Below are 18,461 nucleotides of genomic sequence, written 5' to 3'. Positions count from 1 at the left end.
GCGGCGGTCGATCGGACGTACTGGGGTGTTCCGGCATCGGAACCTTTCGAGCCCGCGAATGGATCGAACATCATTCTCGTTCTCCGGCATTTGCCCCTCTTCCCGGCGGTGGGAAAGGGTCCGCTCCGAGGCATGACCCGAAGCGGACACCTGTCTATGCCTCGTTCTCGACCGAAGCGTCCTCGACGAGCACCACCGTGTCGTTCTGCAGTGGCCGCTCGGCGATCACCGGGAACTGCCCGGTGTAACCAGCCCGCTCGTCGGCTATGTTCAGTACCCGCTTGCGGGCCAGGAACCAGCCGCCGACGAGGGCGGGGACACCGACGAGACCGACCGCCATGACGGCGCCCCGCTGCACCTCGTCATTGCTGAAGGCCATCAATACCACGACGGCGACCAGGAATATCAGCGTCGCTACGCTCGTGTACGGCGCACCGATCAGGCGGAACGCAGGCCGCTTCGCCCGCCCCGCCCGATCCCAGTGCCACAGCTTCAACTGGCACAGAATGATCACCGTCCAGGCGGTGATGGTGCCGAGCGCGGTCATGTTCAACACGATCTCGAAGGCACGCTCCGGCACGATCGCGTTGAGGCCGACCCCGGTGAGCGCCACCACGCCCGTCGCGAGGATGCCGACGTAAGGCACTCCGCCACTGGACATTCGAGACGCGATGCGAGGCGCGCTGCCGTTCACCGACATCGATCGCAGGATCCGGCCGGTCGAATAGAGCCCCGCGTTCAGGCTGGAGAACGCTGCGGTCAGCACGACCAGGTTCATGATCGAACCGGCGCTGCCGATGCCGAGCTTGGCGAAGAAGGTGACGAACGGACTCTCGCCTGCCTTGAACGCGGTGTACGGCAGCAGCAGGCCGAGCAGCACCAGCGAGCCGACGTAGAACAAGGCGATACGCGCGATGACCGAGTTGATCGCCCTCGGCATGATCTTTTCCGCGTTCTCCGCCTCTCCCGCGGCTGTTCCCACCAATTCCACACCGGCATAGGCGAAGACGACGCCGGTTGTGACGAGCACAAGCGGAAGCAGGCCGACGGGTATCAGGCCACCGTGCTCATTGACCGCGCTGAATCCCGTCGGCTGCCCGTCGATGCTGAAACGGCCACCGAGGAAGATCGTGCCGACGATGAGGAAGGTGACCAGCGCGGCGACCTTGATGATCGCGGCCCAGAATTCCAGTTCGCCGAACCAGCGGACTGATATCAGGTTCAGGCTGACAATCAGCGCCAAAGCCACCAGCGCGATCAGCCATTGCGGCAATATCTGGAAGGCCTGCCAGTAGTGGATATAGGTGGCGATCGCAGTGATGTCTACGATTCCGGTCATGCACCAGTGGAAGAAGTAGACCCAACCGACAGCGAACGCGAGCTTTTCACCGTAGAACTCGCGAGCGTAGGAAACGAAAGAGCCCGAGGACGGGCGATGCAACACCAGTTCGCCGAGTGCGCGAAGCACGAAGAAAACGAAGACGCCGCATATTCCGTACACCAGGAAAAGGCCGGGTCCGGCGTGTGCCAGACGACCACCCGCGCCGAGAAACAATCCGGTGCCGATGGCACCACCGATCGCGATCATTTGCAACTGACGCGGACGCAACGCTTTGTGGTACCCAGCATCCTCGGCGTGCAGCGCGTCCTCAGAGGCGTGCGCCCCAGAGGATGGTCGGGTCGTTGTCATGAGGCGGCCTTTCGAGTGACGACGATCATATCAGCGTTCAATGTACCGCTATTTAGCGGCTCACTCAATAGGTCAAGCGTCTTGGCCTGCAACGAAGTACGCACACGTAGGCGTACAGTGACATGAGCCATAGAACATCGGCTCACCGAACAGGGAAGCACAACAGCTGGAGCACACATGGCTTTGTTCGATCGCGAGTTCATCGCGGTCCCCGAGGACCGCAAGCACCAGCTGGTCTACAAGTGGCCGGATGTCAACATCCGCCGGTATACCCGTGCCATCGTCAATGCCGACCAGGTAGCGCTGTTCGTCAGATCCGGACAGGTGGTAGCAACGATGGGGCCGGGAAGGCATCGGCTCGACGCGGTCGAGATGCCGGTCCTCGGCGCACTGATCGACGGACTCACCGGCGGCAACTTCTATCGGGCCGAGTTGTACTTCGTGTCGACCCGCGAGGCACCCGGTATCAAGTTCGGCGGACGACTCGCCGATATCGCCGATCCGGTCAGCGAGCAGGTGCTCACGCTGCGCGTGTTCGGCGAGTTCTCCCTGTCGATCCGCGATCCGGCCGAGCTGATCACGTCGCTGGTCGGCACCGCCGATCTCGCCGCACCGGCCGTAGTCGAGAACTGGTCCGCCGATCTCCTGCTCAAATCGATGAAGGTGGCTGTCACCCAGGGCATTTCGAACGGTGACTGGCCGGTGCTCGGCCTCACCGCAGCGCTGCGGCCCATCGAGGCCGCAGTCCTGCGGCAGACCAACCTCGCGCTGTACGAATATGGATTGCGCGTTCCGCGCATGGGCAACTTCGACATCACCCTCGCACCGGAGGACGCCGAACGCCTCAAGCGCCTCGCGAAGGACACCACCTATATCCGCCTGGTCGGCGACTTCCAGCGCTACGCGGCGGGTGAACTCGCACTCGGCGCGGGCCAGGGCTTGACACGGGGAAACGGTGACGGCGCCGGCGGGTTTCTCGGTACGGCCCTCGGCATCAACGCGATTCAGCAGCACGCCGGCCAGCCGCAGACAGCGGCTTCCGCGCTCGCCGCACAGCAGGCCTGCCGGAACTGTCACTCCACCAATCCAGCCGACGCGCAATTCTGTATGAACTGCGGCGCTCGGCTGACTCCACGCCCCGCGCGCCACTGTGGGCACTGTGGGGCAGAACTGCCGACCTCAGCGGCGAAATTCTGTGGGGCATGCGGGAACTCGGTTTCCGGTTGACCGACTGAGCAGATCTAATACTGCAACTGCCCTCGGTTGTCAGCCCTGCCATCCCCGTCGGCAGATGTACCAGAGTCGCTGAAGGGCGCCACTACCGTCCACCCGCGTGAACAGCCGTTCCCACCGATGGGAATCATCGAGGATGGTCTGGTTGAGTAACAAGAGACGGTGGTGAGCGATTTGTCCGAAGACCTTGTCACATCATTATTCCTGCTCATAGCTGATCAAAGCGGGTACCAGCCCAGCATTGTTGACAGGAACACGATCATCTGCACCGCAGGGGAGGCAGAGTTCGTCGCTTTCTTGAACAGCCTTCGGACCAGGCTCGACAACGAACCTACTGAGCAATGGCCAGCTCACATTGCTGACTACTTCAGCACGCTTGCTATGGCGGCAGAGGCCAGCGCTGCTGGGGAAGCTCTCGAAAACGTCGGTTTCGAAGTCATCCGATCCCGCTTCAGAAGCCAGATCATGCCCAAGGTCGCGGCTCTGCCTGGCACCGTGTACCGCGATATCGCGCGCGGAATAGTGCAGCTGGTGATGCTGCACGATGTCACCATCGCCTCGCCAGTCGACCGATCGGATCTGTCCGGTTGGCCCATCTCCGAGAGCGAATTGTTCGATTTGGCCGAGGCCAATGGGCGCGCCAACGGCTTCCCCGACATCGACTGGCGGGTGTACAACGGGGCTGCGATCGCCATCATGACTGGCCCGACCGGCATACTCAGTGACTACGTGCGATGGCTCGGCGACTACCCAGTTGTGGATGAACGGCTTGGCGCGCTCTTCGCCATCCCGCAAGAAGGCAGTATCTATGTTCACCCGGTGAGCCCCACCAGTGTCACCGCAGGAATGCTGATCCTCGGCAAAGCTGCGGCCAATATTCACCGAACCGCGGCGCATGCGATCAGCCCCAGCGTCTACCGTTGGCAGAACGGCCGGATCACGCTCGCCGCCGACACGACCATCGATGGTGCAGAGAACGTCCTCGTCGAGCCCTTGCATGAGTTCCGGAATGAGCTCCGCGAACTGGCTCCCTGGACGTGGGCTTAACACTGCAACTGTCGAACTGTTCTCTAGGTGAATGGGTGCCCTCGGCGGCGGTAGTGCGACAACCGGGCTTGGTGTTGTCAGCGTCTCCGCCAGCGCGACCAAGCCCAGATGTGGTGTGGCAGGTGATGTCAGGCTAGTACGAACGCCTGCAGAATTAACCGATATGTGCCGTGGCAACCGGAACCGCAGCCGCCGCGCCGCCGCTCACCATCCCGCGCACCTGCCGCGCGGCGACCGACAAGGTCGCGAGATTGTGTGTGTTGGCCTCCAGCATCTCGTGTAGCGCCGCGCGAGCGCGCGCCAGGCGAGACCGGTTGGTGGACTCCCAATAGGCGATCTTCTCCGCCGCGCTGTCGCTGGAGTCGGCCACCGCAAGCACATCAAGGGTCAATGCCCGCAGCGAACCGTAGAGATCATGCCGGATAGCGAGCCGAGCGAGAGCGCGCCACCGATCGCCGCGGTCCAGGTGAGCTACCGCGTTCAATAGCCGCTGTATCCCGAAGTGCTCATCGAGCGCGTAGTAGAGCGCCAAGACCTCCGCCGGGTCGCGGTCGGCGCGCTCGCTGATATCGAGCACGTCCAGCAACGGGAATTTGTAGATCAGTAGGAATACCTCTTCGGCGAGCTCCCGCGGCGCGCCACCGTCGATCGCGTGCTGCGAGCGCCGGATCATGTCGTTCGCGATCGGCGCACGCCACGCCGGGACGATCGTCGAGAGCCGGGCGACACCGCGTCGATAACGCGCGATCTCGGCATCGACGTCGATGGGCTGCGGACGATTCGTCAGCAGCCACCGCGACACGCGATCGAGTGTGCGCTTGATCTCGAGCTCGAGCTCGTCGCGGGCGGAAGTGGGCAACTGCGCCATGCGGACCCGCCGCCACAGTGAGTGCAGATCGAATATCTCGACGGCCGCGGCGAAAGCACGCACCGCGTCGTCGGCGCCGACGCCGGCTTCCTCGGCCAGCCGGAAGGCATAGGTGATCCCACCATTGTCGACCATCTCGTTGACCACCATGGTCGCCACGATCTCGCGGCGCAGCGAATGCCGGTCGATAGCCGCGCCGAAGCGCTTTCGCAATGGCGTCGGGAAGTAGTCGGACACCTTGGACGCGAACGCGGGACGGTCGAACAGGTCGCCGGTGAGGAGCTCGCTTTTGAGCGAAAGCTTCACGTGCGCCATCAGGTTCGCCAATTCGGGTGAGGTAAGCCCACGCCCCTCCGCTATGCGCGATTCCAGTTCGGCGTCCGATGGCAACGCCGCGAGCCAACGGTCCAGGCTCCGGCGCGATTCCAGGTCTGCGATCAAACGACGATGTACTACCGCCATCGATTCGGCGTCCGCACGCGCCAGGCCCATCAGCACGTTCTGGGAAATGCTGTCGCGCAGAACGAGTTCGAGGACCTCGTTGGTCATTTCGCCGAGCAGTGCGGTCCGTTCCTCCACGGCGAGATCGCCATTGGACACTGCGGTATCGAGCAGGATCTTGATATTGACCTCGTGGTCGGAGCAGTCGACGCCTGCTGAGTTGTCCAGCGCGTCGGTATTGCATTTGCCGCCGCCGGTACAGAACTCGATGCGGCCCAACGGCGTTATCCCGAGGTTGCCGCCCTCGCCAATCACCTTGACACGCAAACGGTTCGCGTCCACCCGAACACTGTCATTGGACTTGTCACCGACGGAGGTATGGGTTTCGGCGGCGGACTTCACGTAGGTCCCGATGCCGCCGTTCCACAGCAGGTCGACGGGCGCAAGCAGGATGGCCTTGATCATCTCGGGCGGCGACAGCCTTGTCACCGCGGAGCCGAGGGCAAGCGCGGAACGGACTTCGGGCGTCACCGGGATCGATTTGGCGGACCGGTCGTAGACACCGCCGCCCGCACTGATCAGCGAGGTGTCGTAGTCGGCCCACGACGACTGCGGTAACGAGAACATCCGGCGGCGCTCCAGGAACGATTGCGCCGCCACCGGATCCGGGTCCAGGAAGATATGCCGATGGTCGAAAGCGGCGACGAGTCGAATGTGCTGTGACAGCAACATGCCGTTGCCGAACACATCGCCGGACATGTCACCGATGCCGACGACGGTGAAATCGTCGTTCTGCGTGTCGATGTCGAGCTCGGCGAAATGCCGCTTCACGCTCTCCCACGCACCCTTGGCGGTGATCCCCATGGCCTTGTGGTCATAACCCGCGGAACCGCCCGAGGCGAACGCGTCGCCGAGCCAGAAACCATATTCGCGCGCAATGTCGTTCGCGATATCGGAGAAGGTGGCGGTGCCTTTGTCGGCGGCGACCACCAGGTACGGGTCGTCGCCGTCACGCCGCATCACTCGCGGAGGCGCAACCACCTCCCCTGTCGCGCCAGCCATATTGTCAGTGATATCGAGCAGACCAGAGACGAACGTGCGATAGCAGGCAATGCCTTCGGCCCGCAATGCCGCTCGGTCACTGTCAGTGTCACCGGTCGGTGCCGGTGGCTGCTTGATCACGAAGCCACCCTTGGCGCCGACCGGTACGATCACGGCGTTCTTCACCGTTTGCGCCTTCACCAGGCCGAGGATTTCGGTGCGGAAGTCCTCCAGGCGGTCCGACCATCGCAGCCCACCACGCGCGACGGCACCGAACCGAAGATGCACGCCTTCGACCCGCGGCGAGTACACGAAGATCTCGAAATGCGGTCTCGGCTCGGGCAATTCGGCAATGGTCCGAGGGTTCAGTTTGACCGAGAGATAGTCCGGTGGCTGACCGGCGTCGTCGCAACAGTAGTAGTTGGTACGCAAGGTAGCCGTGAGCAGCCCGAGTAAGGCGCGCAAGGTCCGGTCTGTGTCGAGGCTGACAACGGCATCGATCTCGATCCGCAGCCGCTGAGCGATCCGGTCGGCGTCGACATCGACACCGTCGGGATCGAAGCGGACGGCGAACAACTCGACGAACAATCGCGCGATGTCCGGGTTGGTAACCAGGACTCGTGTGATCTTGTCGAACGAATACGCGAAACCCGCCTGTTGCAGGTACTTCGCATAGCCTCGGAGGATGGTGATCTGCCGCCAGCCCAGGCCTGCCAGCACCAGTTCGTTGAGTCCGTCCACCTCCGTGCGGCCCGACCACATAGCCGCGACCGCATCCGAGAAGCGCCGTGGCATATCGTCTTGGATCGCCGCTGGCATAATCAGGCCGAAGTCGTAGATCCACCGCGGGCCTTTGCGCAACTTGAGGCGATGCGGCTGTTCGTCGCCGACCTCTACGCCAAGGCTGTGCAACACCGGCAGTATCCGACTCAGCGATATTCCAGCACCGGTGACATAGAGGGCGAACCGCCACTCCCCTGGTGCGGCGTCGGGACCGCGATACAACTGGGTGTCGATCTCATCGATTCGCTCCAACCGTCGCAGATCAGCCAGCGCCTGGTCCGGTTCGTGCGCGTGCCGATATGCCTCGGGAAACGCTGCTGCATAATCCTGCGCGATATCGGAGGCGATATCGGGCGCGCTCGCCGCCGCGACGAGCAACCGGTCCGCCCATGTTCTGGTAGCGGCGAACACCAGCTCCTGAACCCGCCCACGGTTCCCTTCGGACACATCGGCAGCTGCGGCCCCCGCCGCACGGTGCACCGTGAAATAGACAACAGCCAAATCGGATTCGGTCACCCGTGCCGAATAGACGACTCTGGAGCCGTCGAACTCGGCCCGCAACAGCTCCTGCATGTGCCTGCGCACTTCACTCGAATAGCGATCGCGGGGCAGGTAGACCAGGCAGTACACTGCGTCGTTGCGAGTATCGTGCCGCAGGAACAGGCTAACCTGCCTCCGCACGCCCAAATCCATTATGGCGGAAACTGTTTCGAAGAGCGGCTGGGCTTCGGCGACGAACAGCTCCGCGCGCGGGAAAGCCTGCATGAGCTCCAGCAGCGCCCGACCGGAGAACGAGTTCAGCTCGTAGCCGGCCCAGTTGGCGACCTGACGGACCCGGCGGGAGATCACCGGTATGTCGAGCACATTCTCGTGCAGACCCGTCACCGTGAGGGTGCCGACGAACACGTGCTCGCCCATCACGGGCACGAACGGATTGCCATAAACGGTTGGCTTGTCCGGCTCGGCCTTGCCATATTCGGCAATGCCGACGATGTAGACATCCTGCGCGCTGGGCAACGCGGACTGCACCGAGCCGTTCGCGATCCGCAAAGCGGGGCCGGCCAGCCGGAGCACGCCGAGATCGGCTGCGGGACCTGACGGATTCCAGAGGACACCGAGCCCGCTGCCCGCTACGTGCTGGGCTTGCCGGACGGCCATCGGGCCGGAACGTAGAAAGCGATAGTGGCAATACCCGAGCACGGTGAAATTGCCGTCGGCGAGCCAACGCAGCAGAGCCGCGTGTTCCGAGGCATCGGTGTCCGCGCCCTGTTTTCCAGCCGCGTCCAGCTGGTCGGCAACCGCGGTCATGAGGTGCACCATGGCCGGTGTGTCATCGCTGACGCGCCGCAGTTCGTCCAGCACACGCGGCAGGCCCTGCTCGATCAGATCCAGCGTTTCCTCGGCGATCGAGGGACTCAGCTGAATATGAATCCACGATTCGTGCAGATGCTCTTCCAGCCCGGAAGAGATTTCGCCTTCCCTGCGGTGAGGTGCAATGGCCAGCAGGCGGCCCTCGCGATCCCGCGTGACATCGAATACCGGATGCATGATCTCGGTCTCCGTCACGTCCAACTGGCGTAGCGCCGAGATCACCGATTCGACGAGGTGCGGCATATCGTCGTTGACGATCTGGATCGCCGGACCGAGCGACCCGTTCTCAAGTGACCGATACACCCGCGTCGCGGCGGTGCCACGGCGACGAACCGCGCCGAGCTCGAGGTGACTGTGCACGATCTGGCCTGCCCGATCGGCGATAGTGACTTCGGCGGAGTTCGGCTCCAACCAACGAAAGTAGGCCGCTTCCACATCTGTCGGTTCGCCACGGTAGCGAGGGGGCGAACTCGGGGGCGGGGTGGTTACCACTTCTCTTGATCCCCACTCTCCGAAGGAATGTCCAGCTTTATAGACACCCGTTCAATGTACCACAATATAGTGGCTCATAATTCAGGTTGTAAGCCCTGAGCGTGCGATAAAGGTCTGGGCCGCCGCCCGGCTAGCGAACGCGTCGGTCTCCAGGCGCAGCCCGATCAGTCGATTCACGAACCAGACCGTCGCCGACGGTCCGATCGCCACGAAAACGGGGCCATCGGTGACGACGACCGCGCCCGATTCGCGCCAATGCGCGACATCCGCACGCACACGATCAGGCGCGATCGGCTCCACGGTGAACGCGAGTTCCCGCCCACCGGCGATGCCGCCGAGCAGGATCGGGTCGGTCGCCGGTATGACACATCGGTCGGTCCTGGACGACGGATCCGGACGCTGACAGGAGGCGATCGCACGCATCGCCGGCGGCAGCGACTGGGTAAGGGGCAGCTCGGGCACCTGCAGCGAGGGCAACGAGCACGAATGGGCGAATGCGACGCCGAGCACCGTAACCAGAGCGGCGCACGCACCCCCGACCTGCCACAACCATGCTGGAATACCTTTGCCCACAACCTTTTCCACTGTCGCCGCGATTCTCGTGGCCTCGACCGCCGCATGCTCGGCCCGGGCGAGCGCCGGCGAATGCGCTGCGGACGACAACGCCTGCTCGACGGCTTGCAGGGGCCCGCCGCAGTGGGCACAGCGCGAATCCATACCAGTGTTGTGGTGGGAACAGTATTGGCAGACGAGGTTGGACATCGTGCCACTCAATGTCCGGTGATCACGATCGAGGAGATAGCCACCGTGTTGATGGTCGGGTCACCTTTCGACGCCAGGACCGTGAGAATGATCCGCGTAGTGCTCACCGGCGGATCTATCTTGGTCACCACCAACGTGCGCTGATCGAGCGTCTGCTGATACAAAAGTCTGGTTTTGGCCCCGTCGAGTTGATACGAAACCCGGCTCACCGTGCGGTACTTCTGCCACTGATCCACGCCGTCCGCACTGACGCTGTCCCAGCCGGGGACAATACCGATCGAGTCGACCGTATAGCTTTTACCCAGGTCGATGGTGAGTACCTGGCCATCCACCTTGAATGCCCGCTCACACGCCCACGCCTTGCCCTGTTGTCCACCGAACGCGTCCATTCCCGGTGTGCCACCGGGCGGACAATGCGACTCTGCTGATTTCACCGGGATGATCGCCCCGGGGGCGGCCGCGCCGGAAAGGGGCGGCTTCGATGTGGTCGGCACGGCGGATTGAGCGACGACCGGAAGTCTATCGGAATCTTCCTTGTTCTTGCCGCCGCTGTTCACGAGCGCGACAATGAGCAGGATCACCAACGCCGCGCCGAGCGGCAAGGCGATCTTCGGGTTCTTCAGGTAGGTGAGGGCCTTGCCGGCAAGTCCTTCGGCCGGTGCTTGCCGACGCGAGTCTGCCTGCTCGGTAGCTTCCGACACAGGCCCAGCACTTCTCGATGCGGCCATGCCATGCTCGGCGAGATCCGGAAACTCCGCCGAAAAATCCAGTGCGGAGGCCGATTCCGGCACAGTGCCGTTGAGCAGAGCGAGGATCCGGTCGCTGGCCTTGGGCCCGCCTGCCGACCGGCGCTGTTCCGGCGTCGGCGGACCCATCGGTTCGGTGTCAGCGCCGAACGGCACGCCGAGATCCGGCTCGCTCGTTTCCAGCTCGGCGGCGACCGGGGAAGCGGGTTCGGTCAGCAATGCGTCCAGCACCGCGCCGCGATGGCGGAGAAAAACATCCCCCGCGTCCTTCTCGGGCATGCCTAAAATCGTATCCAGAATGGTCTCGCGACCGTGGGATCACGATTCCCATCAGCGGGAACAGTTTGGGAAGCAGCCTTCGTCAGGGCTTCGCTTCGGTGGTCACGAAAAACTCAGGGGGAACATCGAATACCCGCGCGAGCGCAATAATGAGATCGAGCCTCGGAATGGCCTCGCCATTGATCAACCGATAAAGACCCGATTGCGATATAGGGACATCGGGATAGGCCAACTCCAAATGTTTTGCCAATGAATACAGCGTCAGCGACCGCGAGGCGCCGTCGTCGGTGGCGACGACGGATTCGGCGATCAGCTCACCAAGGCGGCGGGAGAAAATCTCGGCAGCCGCCTGCCTCGGGGTGACCACTTCATCGCCGTCGGCGGGCATGGGGTCGACACCGTCGTCCGATTCGACGCGATCGGCGTCCGATGGGGAATCCACTGGCACAGGAATAGACATTACCGATCCTTCTCAGCTAACGCGACGACCACCGGGCGGCAATCCGGGTGGTGGCGCCGCCGAGTTGTGCGTCGCGACCGAGGTCGGCGCTTGCTCGGTAGCGTCGTAGTAGCGGGTCTCTCCCCATGGCTCGATCAGGTCGACCCGCACGGTGCGCATCGGAATGCTGACATCGACGGTCGAGGCGCCGACCTGATCGATCATCAGATCCACCGAGCGGCGACGCGGACTGCCGGGGTCGGTGATCGTGACGGTGGTCTGCGCGGGCGACGCGCGCGGCGGCAGATTGTCGAAGACCGCGATCGTCGCCGCCGTCTGCTCGATGTCGGCGCCCGCGGCTGGATGCTCCTGCTGCGAGTCCGGGGCCAGCCGCAGCGAGGCCTCGTCCCCCACCGCGGAAACCAATTGCCACCAGCGTTGCGGCCGGGTCGAGTGCACCTCGACGTCGGCGCCGACGACCATGGCGCGCAACACGATCTGCTGCGCGACCGGCAACATGGCGTGTACGTCGATCGTACGTCGCCTCGGGTTGTAGCGGGCCGGGTCGAACAGTGGCAACGCCAGGGTATGACGCGGTTGCCCGCTGATCGAGCCGAGGATCTGACCATTAGGACCGATCGCGACGGTGAGCTCGGCGAACAGTCCCGCCTGCGAGCCGACGGGCTGCGGCCGCACAAACGGCAGTTCCCGGACGGGTGATCCGGAAGGCAGGGTAGCGAGCAGGGCATCGGATTGTTTGCCGGTCAGCAGCCGCAGATAGGCCGGCGGTTCGGTGGTCACCTCGGGTCCGATGTACCGGGCGATCGCGCGCGGCTCGGCCGTCGGTCCGGTCAGGCTCACCACCAGGGTCGTTCGACCGCGATGCCAGGCCCAGCAGTCGTCCAGACCGGCGCTGTCCACGCGGGACCAGTCGACCTGAAAACTGGTCACGTATCGACCGGGCACCGACGATTCCAGATGACTCCATTTCTCGCGCAGATCGGACAGTTCCACACCCGCGTGCAAAATGCGGTTCGCCTCGATCAGCGATGCGGCGGGCAGTGCATGGGCAGCGATACCGCGCTCGCGCAACCGGCCGGCGATTCGATGTGCCGCGGTGGCGAGCGCCTTCGGCGCGACGACCGCGCATGGTCCGCGCCGTCGCAATGCCCGCAGGTTACGTTCTTGGTTCAGCCGGACCACCAACCAGGTCAGGCGGTGTCCCACCACCGGATGCGGACCGACCAGCTGGTCGTACAACATGCTGTAGCTGCCGGTCGGCCGGACCCGCTGTCCGGTGGTCACGATGTCGATGTCAACCGCGATACCGTAGTGATCGAGCAGCGGCAGCAGCGCGCCGAGCGGAATGGTGTCTTCGGTGTAAACGCTCTTCTCGGCGATGACCGTCGGCAGGTCGAGATTGGGCGCGAGCTGAATCATCGCAACGAGTGTCGTTGACCCAGTGCGGATTCCACAGACGCCAGCGGCAACCTCGACATCCCGGACGACGGCGGACTCGACCCGAGCCGCGGCGCGCGCGGAACGGCCGACCCGGAATTCGGCCCCGTCCAGCAGCCAACGAGCACCGGTTCGCCCGTTGACGCGCACCGTCACCATGGTCACCAGTCCGACGGCAACCGCCACCGCGAGCCACCACGGCACCTGTGCGGTCAGCGCGACCACCAACAGGCTGCCACCGACCACCACGGTGGCGAAGGGACCACGTTCGATCTCGCCCGCCTCGATCCTCGGCAGCCTCACGGTCGCCTCCGGATCGCGGCTTTCGCGGACGACGCGCCGATCCCGAAGATCGCGACCACCAGGATGACGATCGCGGCCGTGACCGCGGGCCTGAGGTCTTTGGCGCGCGAGGGCGCGGGCAGCGTGACCGTCCCGGCCGCGTACAGCCCGACGGGCGGCTGTGGCGGGGTCCGATAGGCGAGGGCGGCGAGCGGATCGATAACCCCGGCGCCGACTACATTGTCGACCCCGCGCGCTGGAGCGTGCGCGCTGCTGGTCAAACGGCCGGCGATGTCGGCGGGGGTTTCGTTGGGGAAGCGGGAGCGCAGCAACGCGGCGACTCCGCTGACATACGCGGCGGCGAACGACGCCCCGCCGACCGGCACCAGTTTGCCGGGTTCGCCGACACCATTGATCAATCCGCCACCACCCGGACCCAAGGATTCGACGCCGGTACCGGGGGCGGCAACCGAGACCCATGGTCCGGTCAGCGATTCCGGCATCACCGCGCCGTTAGCCGTGGTGAAACCGACGGTGAGCACGTCGGGTGTGAACCAGCCGGGCACTGAGATGGTCTTGACATCGCGCCAGTTGCGCGGATCGTCGGGACGAGCCGGATCGCTGTCGGGATTCTGCTCACAGCCTTGACCACCGGTGTTCCCCGCACCGGCGACGACCAACGCACCCTGAACGTGTACGGCATAGCCGATCGCGGCCGACAGCATGGATTGATCAATGGGCGCGCCTGCGGGAATGCAGAGGGGCAACGTCACCGCGATCACGCCCGCCCCTTGATTGGCAGCATGGGTGATCGCCCTGGCCATTGTCCGGATATCGGCGGAAAGTTGTTGTGCCTGATCGGTACTGGGTCGTTCGGCACTGAAAGCACCGGAGCGGTAACGCACGGAAAGTATTCGCGCATCGGGCGCGACACCCGTGAAGCCGTCTGCCGGATCAGCTGCGGCACCGATGATTCCGGCGATCAGCGTGCCGTGCGCGTCGCAGTCGGCGAGCCCGTCCCCGCCCGCCGCGACATAGTCACCGCCACCGACCAGGTCGCGCAGTCTGGGATTCGGGCCGACTCCGGTGTCGACAACCGCCACGGTCACCCCGCCACCACGACTCAGCGCTCGAGCCCGCGGCAGATCGAGGGCCAATTCTGGTGGCGGCGTGCGAGACAGGTCGCTGTCCGGCAGCACGCCCGTCGCCAGGCACGCCTTGTCCTGCTTGGTCGGCACCTCCGGTCCGGGCGGGCCATCCGGCGGGGCGGGGCCGACCGCCACCTCCGGCGGTACCACCGCCACCGCGGGCGCGGCGGCCGCGGCCAACGCCAATACCGCCAATGCGGCAGCCACGCCGCGGATCAGTGCCATCAGATCGCCCGCATCGCCGTGTAAACGCCCATGATCCACACCGCGAGAATCGGGACGACAAGGATGAACGCGTACTCGATCAGATCGATGACCCGCCGAGTCACCGGTGATAGCCGCCGCCCCGGCAAACACACTGCCACAACACATCCCAGGCCGATAACAACAGCGACCACGAGCACCGTGATCAGCCGTGCCCACGGACTGCCGTACGCACCGACCAGCACGAACGCGGTCCCGGCCACGGTGAGCACGGACCCGTACACCAGCGCGATCGCCTGCACCCGGTCCGGGAACCAGCGCGATCTCATGGCGAGCAGTCCTGCGACGGCGGCAGACAGCACGATCTCTCTGATCCCCCCTGGTCCAGCCGCGGCGGCGAGCACCGTCGCGATCGCAAGCACGGTCGAGATCGCGGCGATCAGCCCGCGCAGGCTCGTGACAGCGAGCCGGGCCCGACTCTCGATGGTCCCCGCACGCTTACGATCCGTATCGTCTGTTCGCTCCGGATCATCCACGCCGACCGCTTCGGCATCGAAGATGTCGGTCAACGTGGTCGGGGCGACATCGGTGCCGGGGTCGGGCAGATCAGGGGGCCTGATCCGCGCGATCACAACCGCCAACCGAGGGGCGGCGGTCAGCAATATCAACGCGAGAAAAACCGCCCCGCCGACCGCCTGCCGCTCCGAAACATTCAGATAGGTCAGCGGAATCGCGACGATGGCGACCAGCACACCGAGCACGGTGACCGCCATCAGAGTGGCAATACCGACACCAGTCAGGCGCATCATCGCCGCGGCGGCAACGGCCGCGACTACGGCACCGGCGGCCAGATTCGCCGCCGCGAACGGACCTGGCTCGCCGTAGGCGGGCGGCACGAGCATGGCACCACCGGCGAACAGCAGTGGAATCGCGGACAGCGCCGCGCCCAAACACACCCTCGACGTGGCATTCCGGCGGCGAGCCAGCAGCGCCGCAGCCCAGGACGCCGCGCCGAGTACCAGCGCGGGCAACGCGCACCATCCGACCGATCCGGTCATCGTCCACGACCACGACAGCAGCGCCGCGATGACGATCGCGCCGACTCCCATGGCGGACAAGCCCGTGATCGCCACGGTCGCCTCGTCGTACTCGGCGAACTCGCGCTCGTTGATCAGGGCGAGCGCGTCTGTGATGTCCTCGACAACGGGGGTGAACACCTCGGCGGATTCCACGGTCGCCAGCATCAACACGGTGCCGTCGACGACCTCGTGGTCAGCGAGGCTGCGCCAGCGCGGCATCGGCGGCTCGCCGGGCCGAGCGAGGCTCCACTGCCCGCTCGCCGGGGTGAAATTCACATTCTCGTCGTCGATCGCCTTAGCCAGCACGGCGATCAGGTCATCGATGAAGGTCTCGATAGTGAACTTGGTCGGCACGACGACATCCACCTGATAGGTGGAGACCATGACGGCGATCCGCGCCCTGGCCACTTCGGCCGACGGTGACGCGGAAGTAGTCGGTGTCGGCACGACCGCGGTACTCATCGCCATCCTCCTCGGTCGCCGGCACCCGCAAGATAGTTCGGGAAGCCCTCGGCGAGCGCCGCCGCGAGTTCCTCGAACGCAAGCTGGGTTCCCCGCTCCAACAGCCGCAGATCGACCTCGCCGCCCTCGGCCAGGTGTTCGTCGTACGGCACGAGGCGCGTCGGACGCTGTGCGGTCTCGAACAGCTTCTCGATCGCCTCGATATCCACGATCGGCTTGGACCGTTGTTGATGGACGATGGCGACCACCGATTTGGCGACGAGATGCTGCAGACCGTGGGAGTTCAGCCAATTCAACGTCGCGACAGCGCCTTTGACGCCGCCGACGCTCGCCGGCGTCACCACGACTACCGCGTTGCTTGTGTGTAGCACGGCACTGGTCACCGAATCGAGGACACCGGTACCACAATCGACAAGCAGCAAATTGTAGTGCCGTCGCAGGAGCTCGACAGCCGCGCCGTATTCCTGCCCACTAAGCGGTTGCACCGCCTCCGTGGTCCACGGCGACGCGATCACGGCGAGGTCGGACGAGTTGATCGACGCGAACGACTGGACCGCCGAGAATGCCTCCAGGTTCGAGGCTTGGACCAGGTCGCGCAATGTCAGTCCGTAAGGGTGCGGTCTCGTGCGGGTCGGGAGATCACCGAAGTCCGGATTCGCGTCTATCGCAACGACTCTGTCGGCACGCAGATCCGCGAACGTGGAACCGAGCGCGGCCGCCGTAGTAGTCCGGCCCACACCACCTTTCACACTGACCACCGCGATTTGGTAGGTGGTGGTGAGTTGACGGCGGATCACACCGAGGCGATCCTGCGCGCGCTGCTCGGCCGGTGAGAGGCCGAGGTTGAACCCGACCTTGTTGAGCGCGCCGCGCATGCCGCTGCTCGACCGGAGCTTGGCGCGGTTCGCCGCCGTGATTTCGGCGAGCAGATCCATTGACGTCAGCGTGGCTGGCAATACTTCGACGCCTTGGGACAGGTGCGGTGTCCGTTCGACGCGTTCCGGAGCCCATGGCGACCCGGGACGGGCGACTTCCTGTCCGGTTGCGTGAGTCTGCGACTGATGGCTTGCCTGTTGCTCAACCGGACCGGCCGGATCCGAAGTGGGCGGTCGCGACGGAGCATTCACGCCCTGCGGCAACGCGCCGCCGGCGAGCGCACCCATCGGCGGCCGCTCACCCGGTTGACCGATCACGGGATCGCCCGGCCGGTGCGCGAACTCCGCGTGCTGCGCAGGACCGGCTGAGCCCTCCGCCGCGAAGTACGCATCGTAGCCACCTTGCGGTCGCGTGGATTCGACCGCGTGTCCATTCGTGCCCGATCCTCGGCTCATGGTCAATCGTCCCTCTCACACTCTTCGCCGGACGCTCAACGAATCCGGCTGGTACCGAACCAACTCCGGCTCGGCAACAGGTCGACCAAAGCGGCAATGCCAGCCTGCAGTGCTTCGTCGTCGCCAGGTCGGTACGTCGAACGCACCTCGCCATCCATCGCGACACCGGGCGTGACGACGATCCGCCCGGACAATGTGTCCAACACGCTCAAACACACCGACGTCTCCACCGATCCGCCGTCCCGATGCTCAGTCATCAAAATCTCCGCGCGGCACACTATTTCGTCCAGCGCGCGGGTAAGCACGGTCGCAGTCTGAGACGATGCGCCGAGCTCGAGCAACGCCCACGGTCGATCGGCGGGTTCGGCCGGTACCGCTGTGAACTCCTCCAAAGTCGCGGTCAACGGATTGAAATACAGAGCGGGATACGGGCCGAGCGCCGCGGCGACGGCTGCGGCCACCGTGTCCAACTGCCGATGTTCCTGAAACACCGACTGAATGACGACCTCATCGTCGCAACGCAACGCCAATACGTGACTCTCTCCGCAGCGCACCAGGGAAAGCCGTAGCATCGCATTCGGCCCGCTGTCGCGGCCGATACTCACGATCCGCCCGACCAACTCCATGTCTGGCCGATACAAACATCGCAGCCAATGCTCGACCATCGGGTGCACGCGGTCGCCGGTGATGACCCCCACTTCAGCGAGGTCAGCGGCGACCACAGCGTGTACCCGGTCCCGGTCCTCCACTTTCTCGATATTCGGCATCAGTGCCAGTACCGGAGGGTAGGAGTCGATGCCGACCATGTCTTTCAACAACAGTGCGGCATCGACGTTCAGGTTGATCGCGACAGGATCGGCATTCATGCCATAACCGGATACCCACTCAGCAGACGTGGCAACTGCACTCCACGAGGAGATGTCAGTGCCCACCTGCCAAGAACCTATTTCCGTTGGCCTGATCAGTGGTGTGCATGATCCCTTGGGTACCGGCGGCCTGCACGATCGCGAGTTTCACATTGTTGAGTGTGGTCTGGTAGTCGGCGATATCTACGTCGAAACTTTGCATGACTTCCTGATAGCCGTTTGCTCCCAAACCTTGAAATTCGGACAGCAGACGATTACGCAACGTCCGAATATTGTTCAGGTTGTCATCCATGCCGCTCAAGACAGACTGCAAAGTTGCACCATGCTCGTCCACCGCAGCGTAAGCGTATTTCATGATAGATCCTCTCGGATTAGTTTGTTTGAACTACTCGTGGACTACGCCCACGTCGCGGTATCCACTTTGGTGGCGCCCCCACCG

General features: G+C 64.4%; 14 protein-coding genes. 3 read left to right on the top strand and 11 right to left on the bottom strand.

The window, feature by feature from the left end; all coding sequences use genetic code 11:
• Positions 1-154 precede the first annotated feature (154 nt).
• On the bottom strand, positions 155-1,690 hold the full coding sequence (locus tag ACFQ9K_RS02430; RefSeq protein ID WP_378718298.1) for an amino acid permease: 1,536 nt from the start codon (positions 1,688-1,690) through the stop codon (positions 155-157).
• 177 nt (positions 1,691-1,867) lie between these two features.
• Between ACFQ9K_RS02430 and ACFQ9K_RS02425 the strand changes: the two genes are divergently transcribed.
• Entirely contained in the window at positions 1,868-2,917 is a 1,050-nt protein-coding gene (locus ACFQ9K_RS02425; protein ID WP_378718300.1) for an SPFH domain-containing protein, read from the top strand.
• Positions 2,918-3,088: 171 nt separating this feature from the next.
• A complete protein-coding gene (locus ACFQ9K_RS02420; RefSeq protein WP_378718302.1) occupies positions 3,089-3,970 on the top strand; it encodes a hypothetical protein in 882 nt (293 codons plus the stop codon).
• Positions 3,971-4,124: 154 nt separating this feature from the next.
• Here the strand turns inward: ACFQ9K_RS02420 and ACFQ9K_RS02415 are convergent, their stop codons facing one another.
• From ACFQ9K_RS02415 to ACFQ9K_RS02380, 8 genes are all read right to left on the bottom strand, one after another.
• Positions 4,125-8,966, bottom strand: a complete 4,842-nt coding sequence (locus ACFQ9K_RS02415) for an NAD-glutamate dehydrogenase (protein WP_378982704.1) — start codon at positions 8,964-8,966, stop codon at positions 4,125-4,127.
• 81 nt (positions 8,967-9,047) lie between these two features.
• A complete protein-coding gene (locus ACFQ9K_RS02410) occupies positions 9,048-9,728 on the bottom strand; it encodes a hypothetical protein (protein ID WP_378718305.1) in 681 nt (226 codons plus the stop codon).
• A gap of 8 nt (positions 9,729-9,736) precedes the next feature.
• Positions 9,737-10,753 (bottom strand): discoidin domain-containing protein, encoded by a 1,017-nt coding sequence (locus tag ACFQ9K_RS02405; protein WP_378718307.1) that lies wholly within the window; start codon positions 10,751-10,753, stop codon positions 9,737-9,739.
• A gap of 82 nt (positions 10,754-10,835) precedes the next feature.
• On the bottom strand, positions 10,836-11,213 hold the full coding sequence (locus ACFQ9K_RS02400; RefSeq protein WP_378718309.1) for a helix-turn-helix domain-containing protein: 378 nt from the start codon (positions 11,211-11,213) through the stop codon (positions 10,836-10,838).
• A gap of 12 nt (positions 11,214-11,225) precedes the next feature.
• Entirely contained in the window at positions 11,226-12,953 is a 1,728-nt protein-coding gene (gene eccE, locus ACFQ9K_RS02395; protein WP_378718311.1) for a type VII secretion protein EccE, read from the bottom strand.
• Positions 12,950-14,305 carry a type VII secretion-associated serine protease mycosin gene (mycP, locus tag ACFQ9K_RS02390; RefSeq protein WP_378718313.1) on the bottom strand — a complete coding sequence of 452 codons (1,356 nt, stop codon included), beginning with the start codon at positions 14,303-14,305 and terminating at the stop codon, positions 12,950-12,952. The genes eccE and mycP overlap by 4 nt, the downstream gene beginning before the upstream one ends.
• The gene (gene eccD / locus ACFQ9K_RS02385) at positions 14,305-15,825 is read right to left on the bottom strand and encodes a type VII secretion integral membrane protein EccD (RefSeq protein WP_378718314.1); all 1,521 of its coding nucleotides are present in this window, start codon (positions 15,823-15,825) and stop codon (positions 14,305-14,307) included. The genes mycP and eccD overlap by 1 nt, the downstream gene beginning before the upstream one ends.
• A complete protein-coding gene (locus ACFQ9K_RS02380) occupies positions 15,822-16,760 on the bottom strand; it encodes a MinD/ParA family protein (protein WP_378718316.1) in 939 nt (312 codons plus the stop codon). Before ACFQ9K_RS02380 ends, eccD begins: the two co-directional genes overlap by 4 nt.
• 126 nt (positions 16,761-16,886) lie before the next feature.
• On the opposite strand from ACFQ9K_RS02380, the gene ACFQ9K_RS02375 reads away from it, so the two are divergent.
• A complete protein-coding gene (locus ACFQ9K_RS02375) occupies positions 16,887-17,069 on the top strand; it encodes a hypothetical protein (protein WP_378982701.1) in 183 nt (60 codons plus the stop codon).
• 122 nt (positions 17,070-17,191) lie between these two features.
• Here ACFQ9K_RS02375 and ACFQ9K_RS02370 read toward each other — a convergent pair whose 3' ends face one another.
• Together ACFQ9K_RS02370 and ACFQ9K_RS02365 are read right to left on the bottom strand one after the other, a co-directional pair.
• On the bottom strand, positions 17,192-18,088 hold the full coding sequence (locus ACFQ9K_RS02370) for an ESX secretion-associated protein EspG (protein WP_378718320.1): 897 nt from the start codon (positions 18,086-18,088) through the stop codon (positions 17,192-17,194).
• Complete coding sequence (locus tag ACFQ9K_RS02365) at positions 18,078-18,377, bottom strand: WXG100 family type VII secretion target (RefSeq protein WP_378718322.1); 300 nt, start codon at positions 18,375-18,377, stop codon at positions 18,078-18,080. The genes ACFQ9K_RS02370 and ACFQ9K_RS02365 overlap by 11 nt, the downstream gene beginning before the upstream one ends.
• Positions 18,378-18,461: the final 84 nt, after the last annotated feature.

The sequence above is a fragment of the Nocardia sp. NPDC056564 genome (assembly GCF_042793755.1).
GTDB lineage: Bacteria > Actinomycetota > Actinomycetes > Mycobacteriales > Mycobacteriaceae > Nocardia.
The sequence above is the reverse complement of the archived record's forward strand: the minus strand, read 5'-3'. Positions and strand labels throughout refer to the sequence as shown.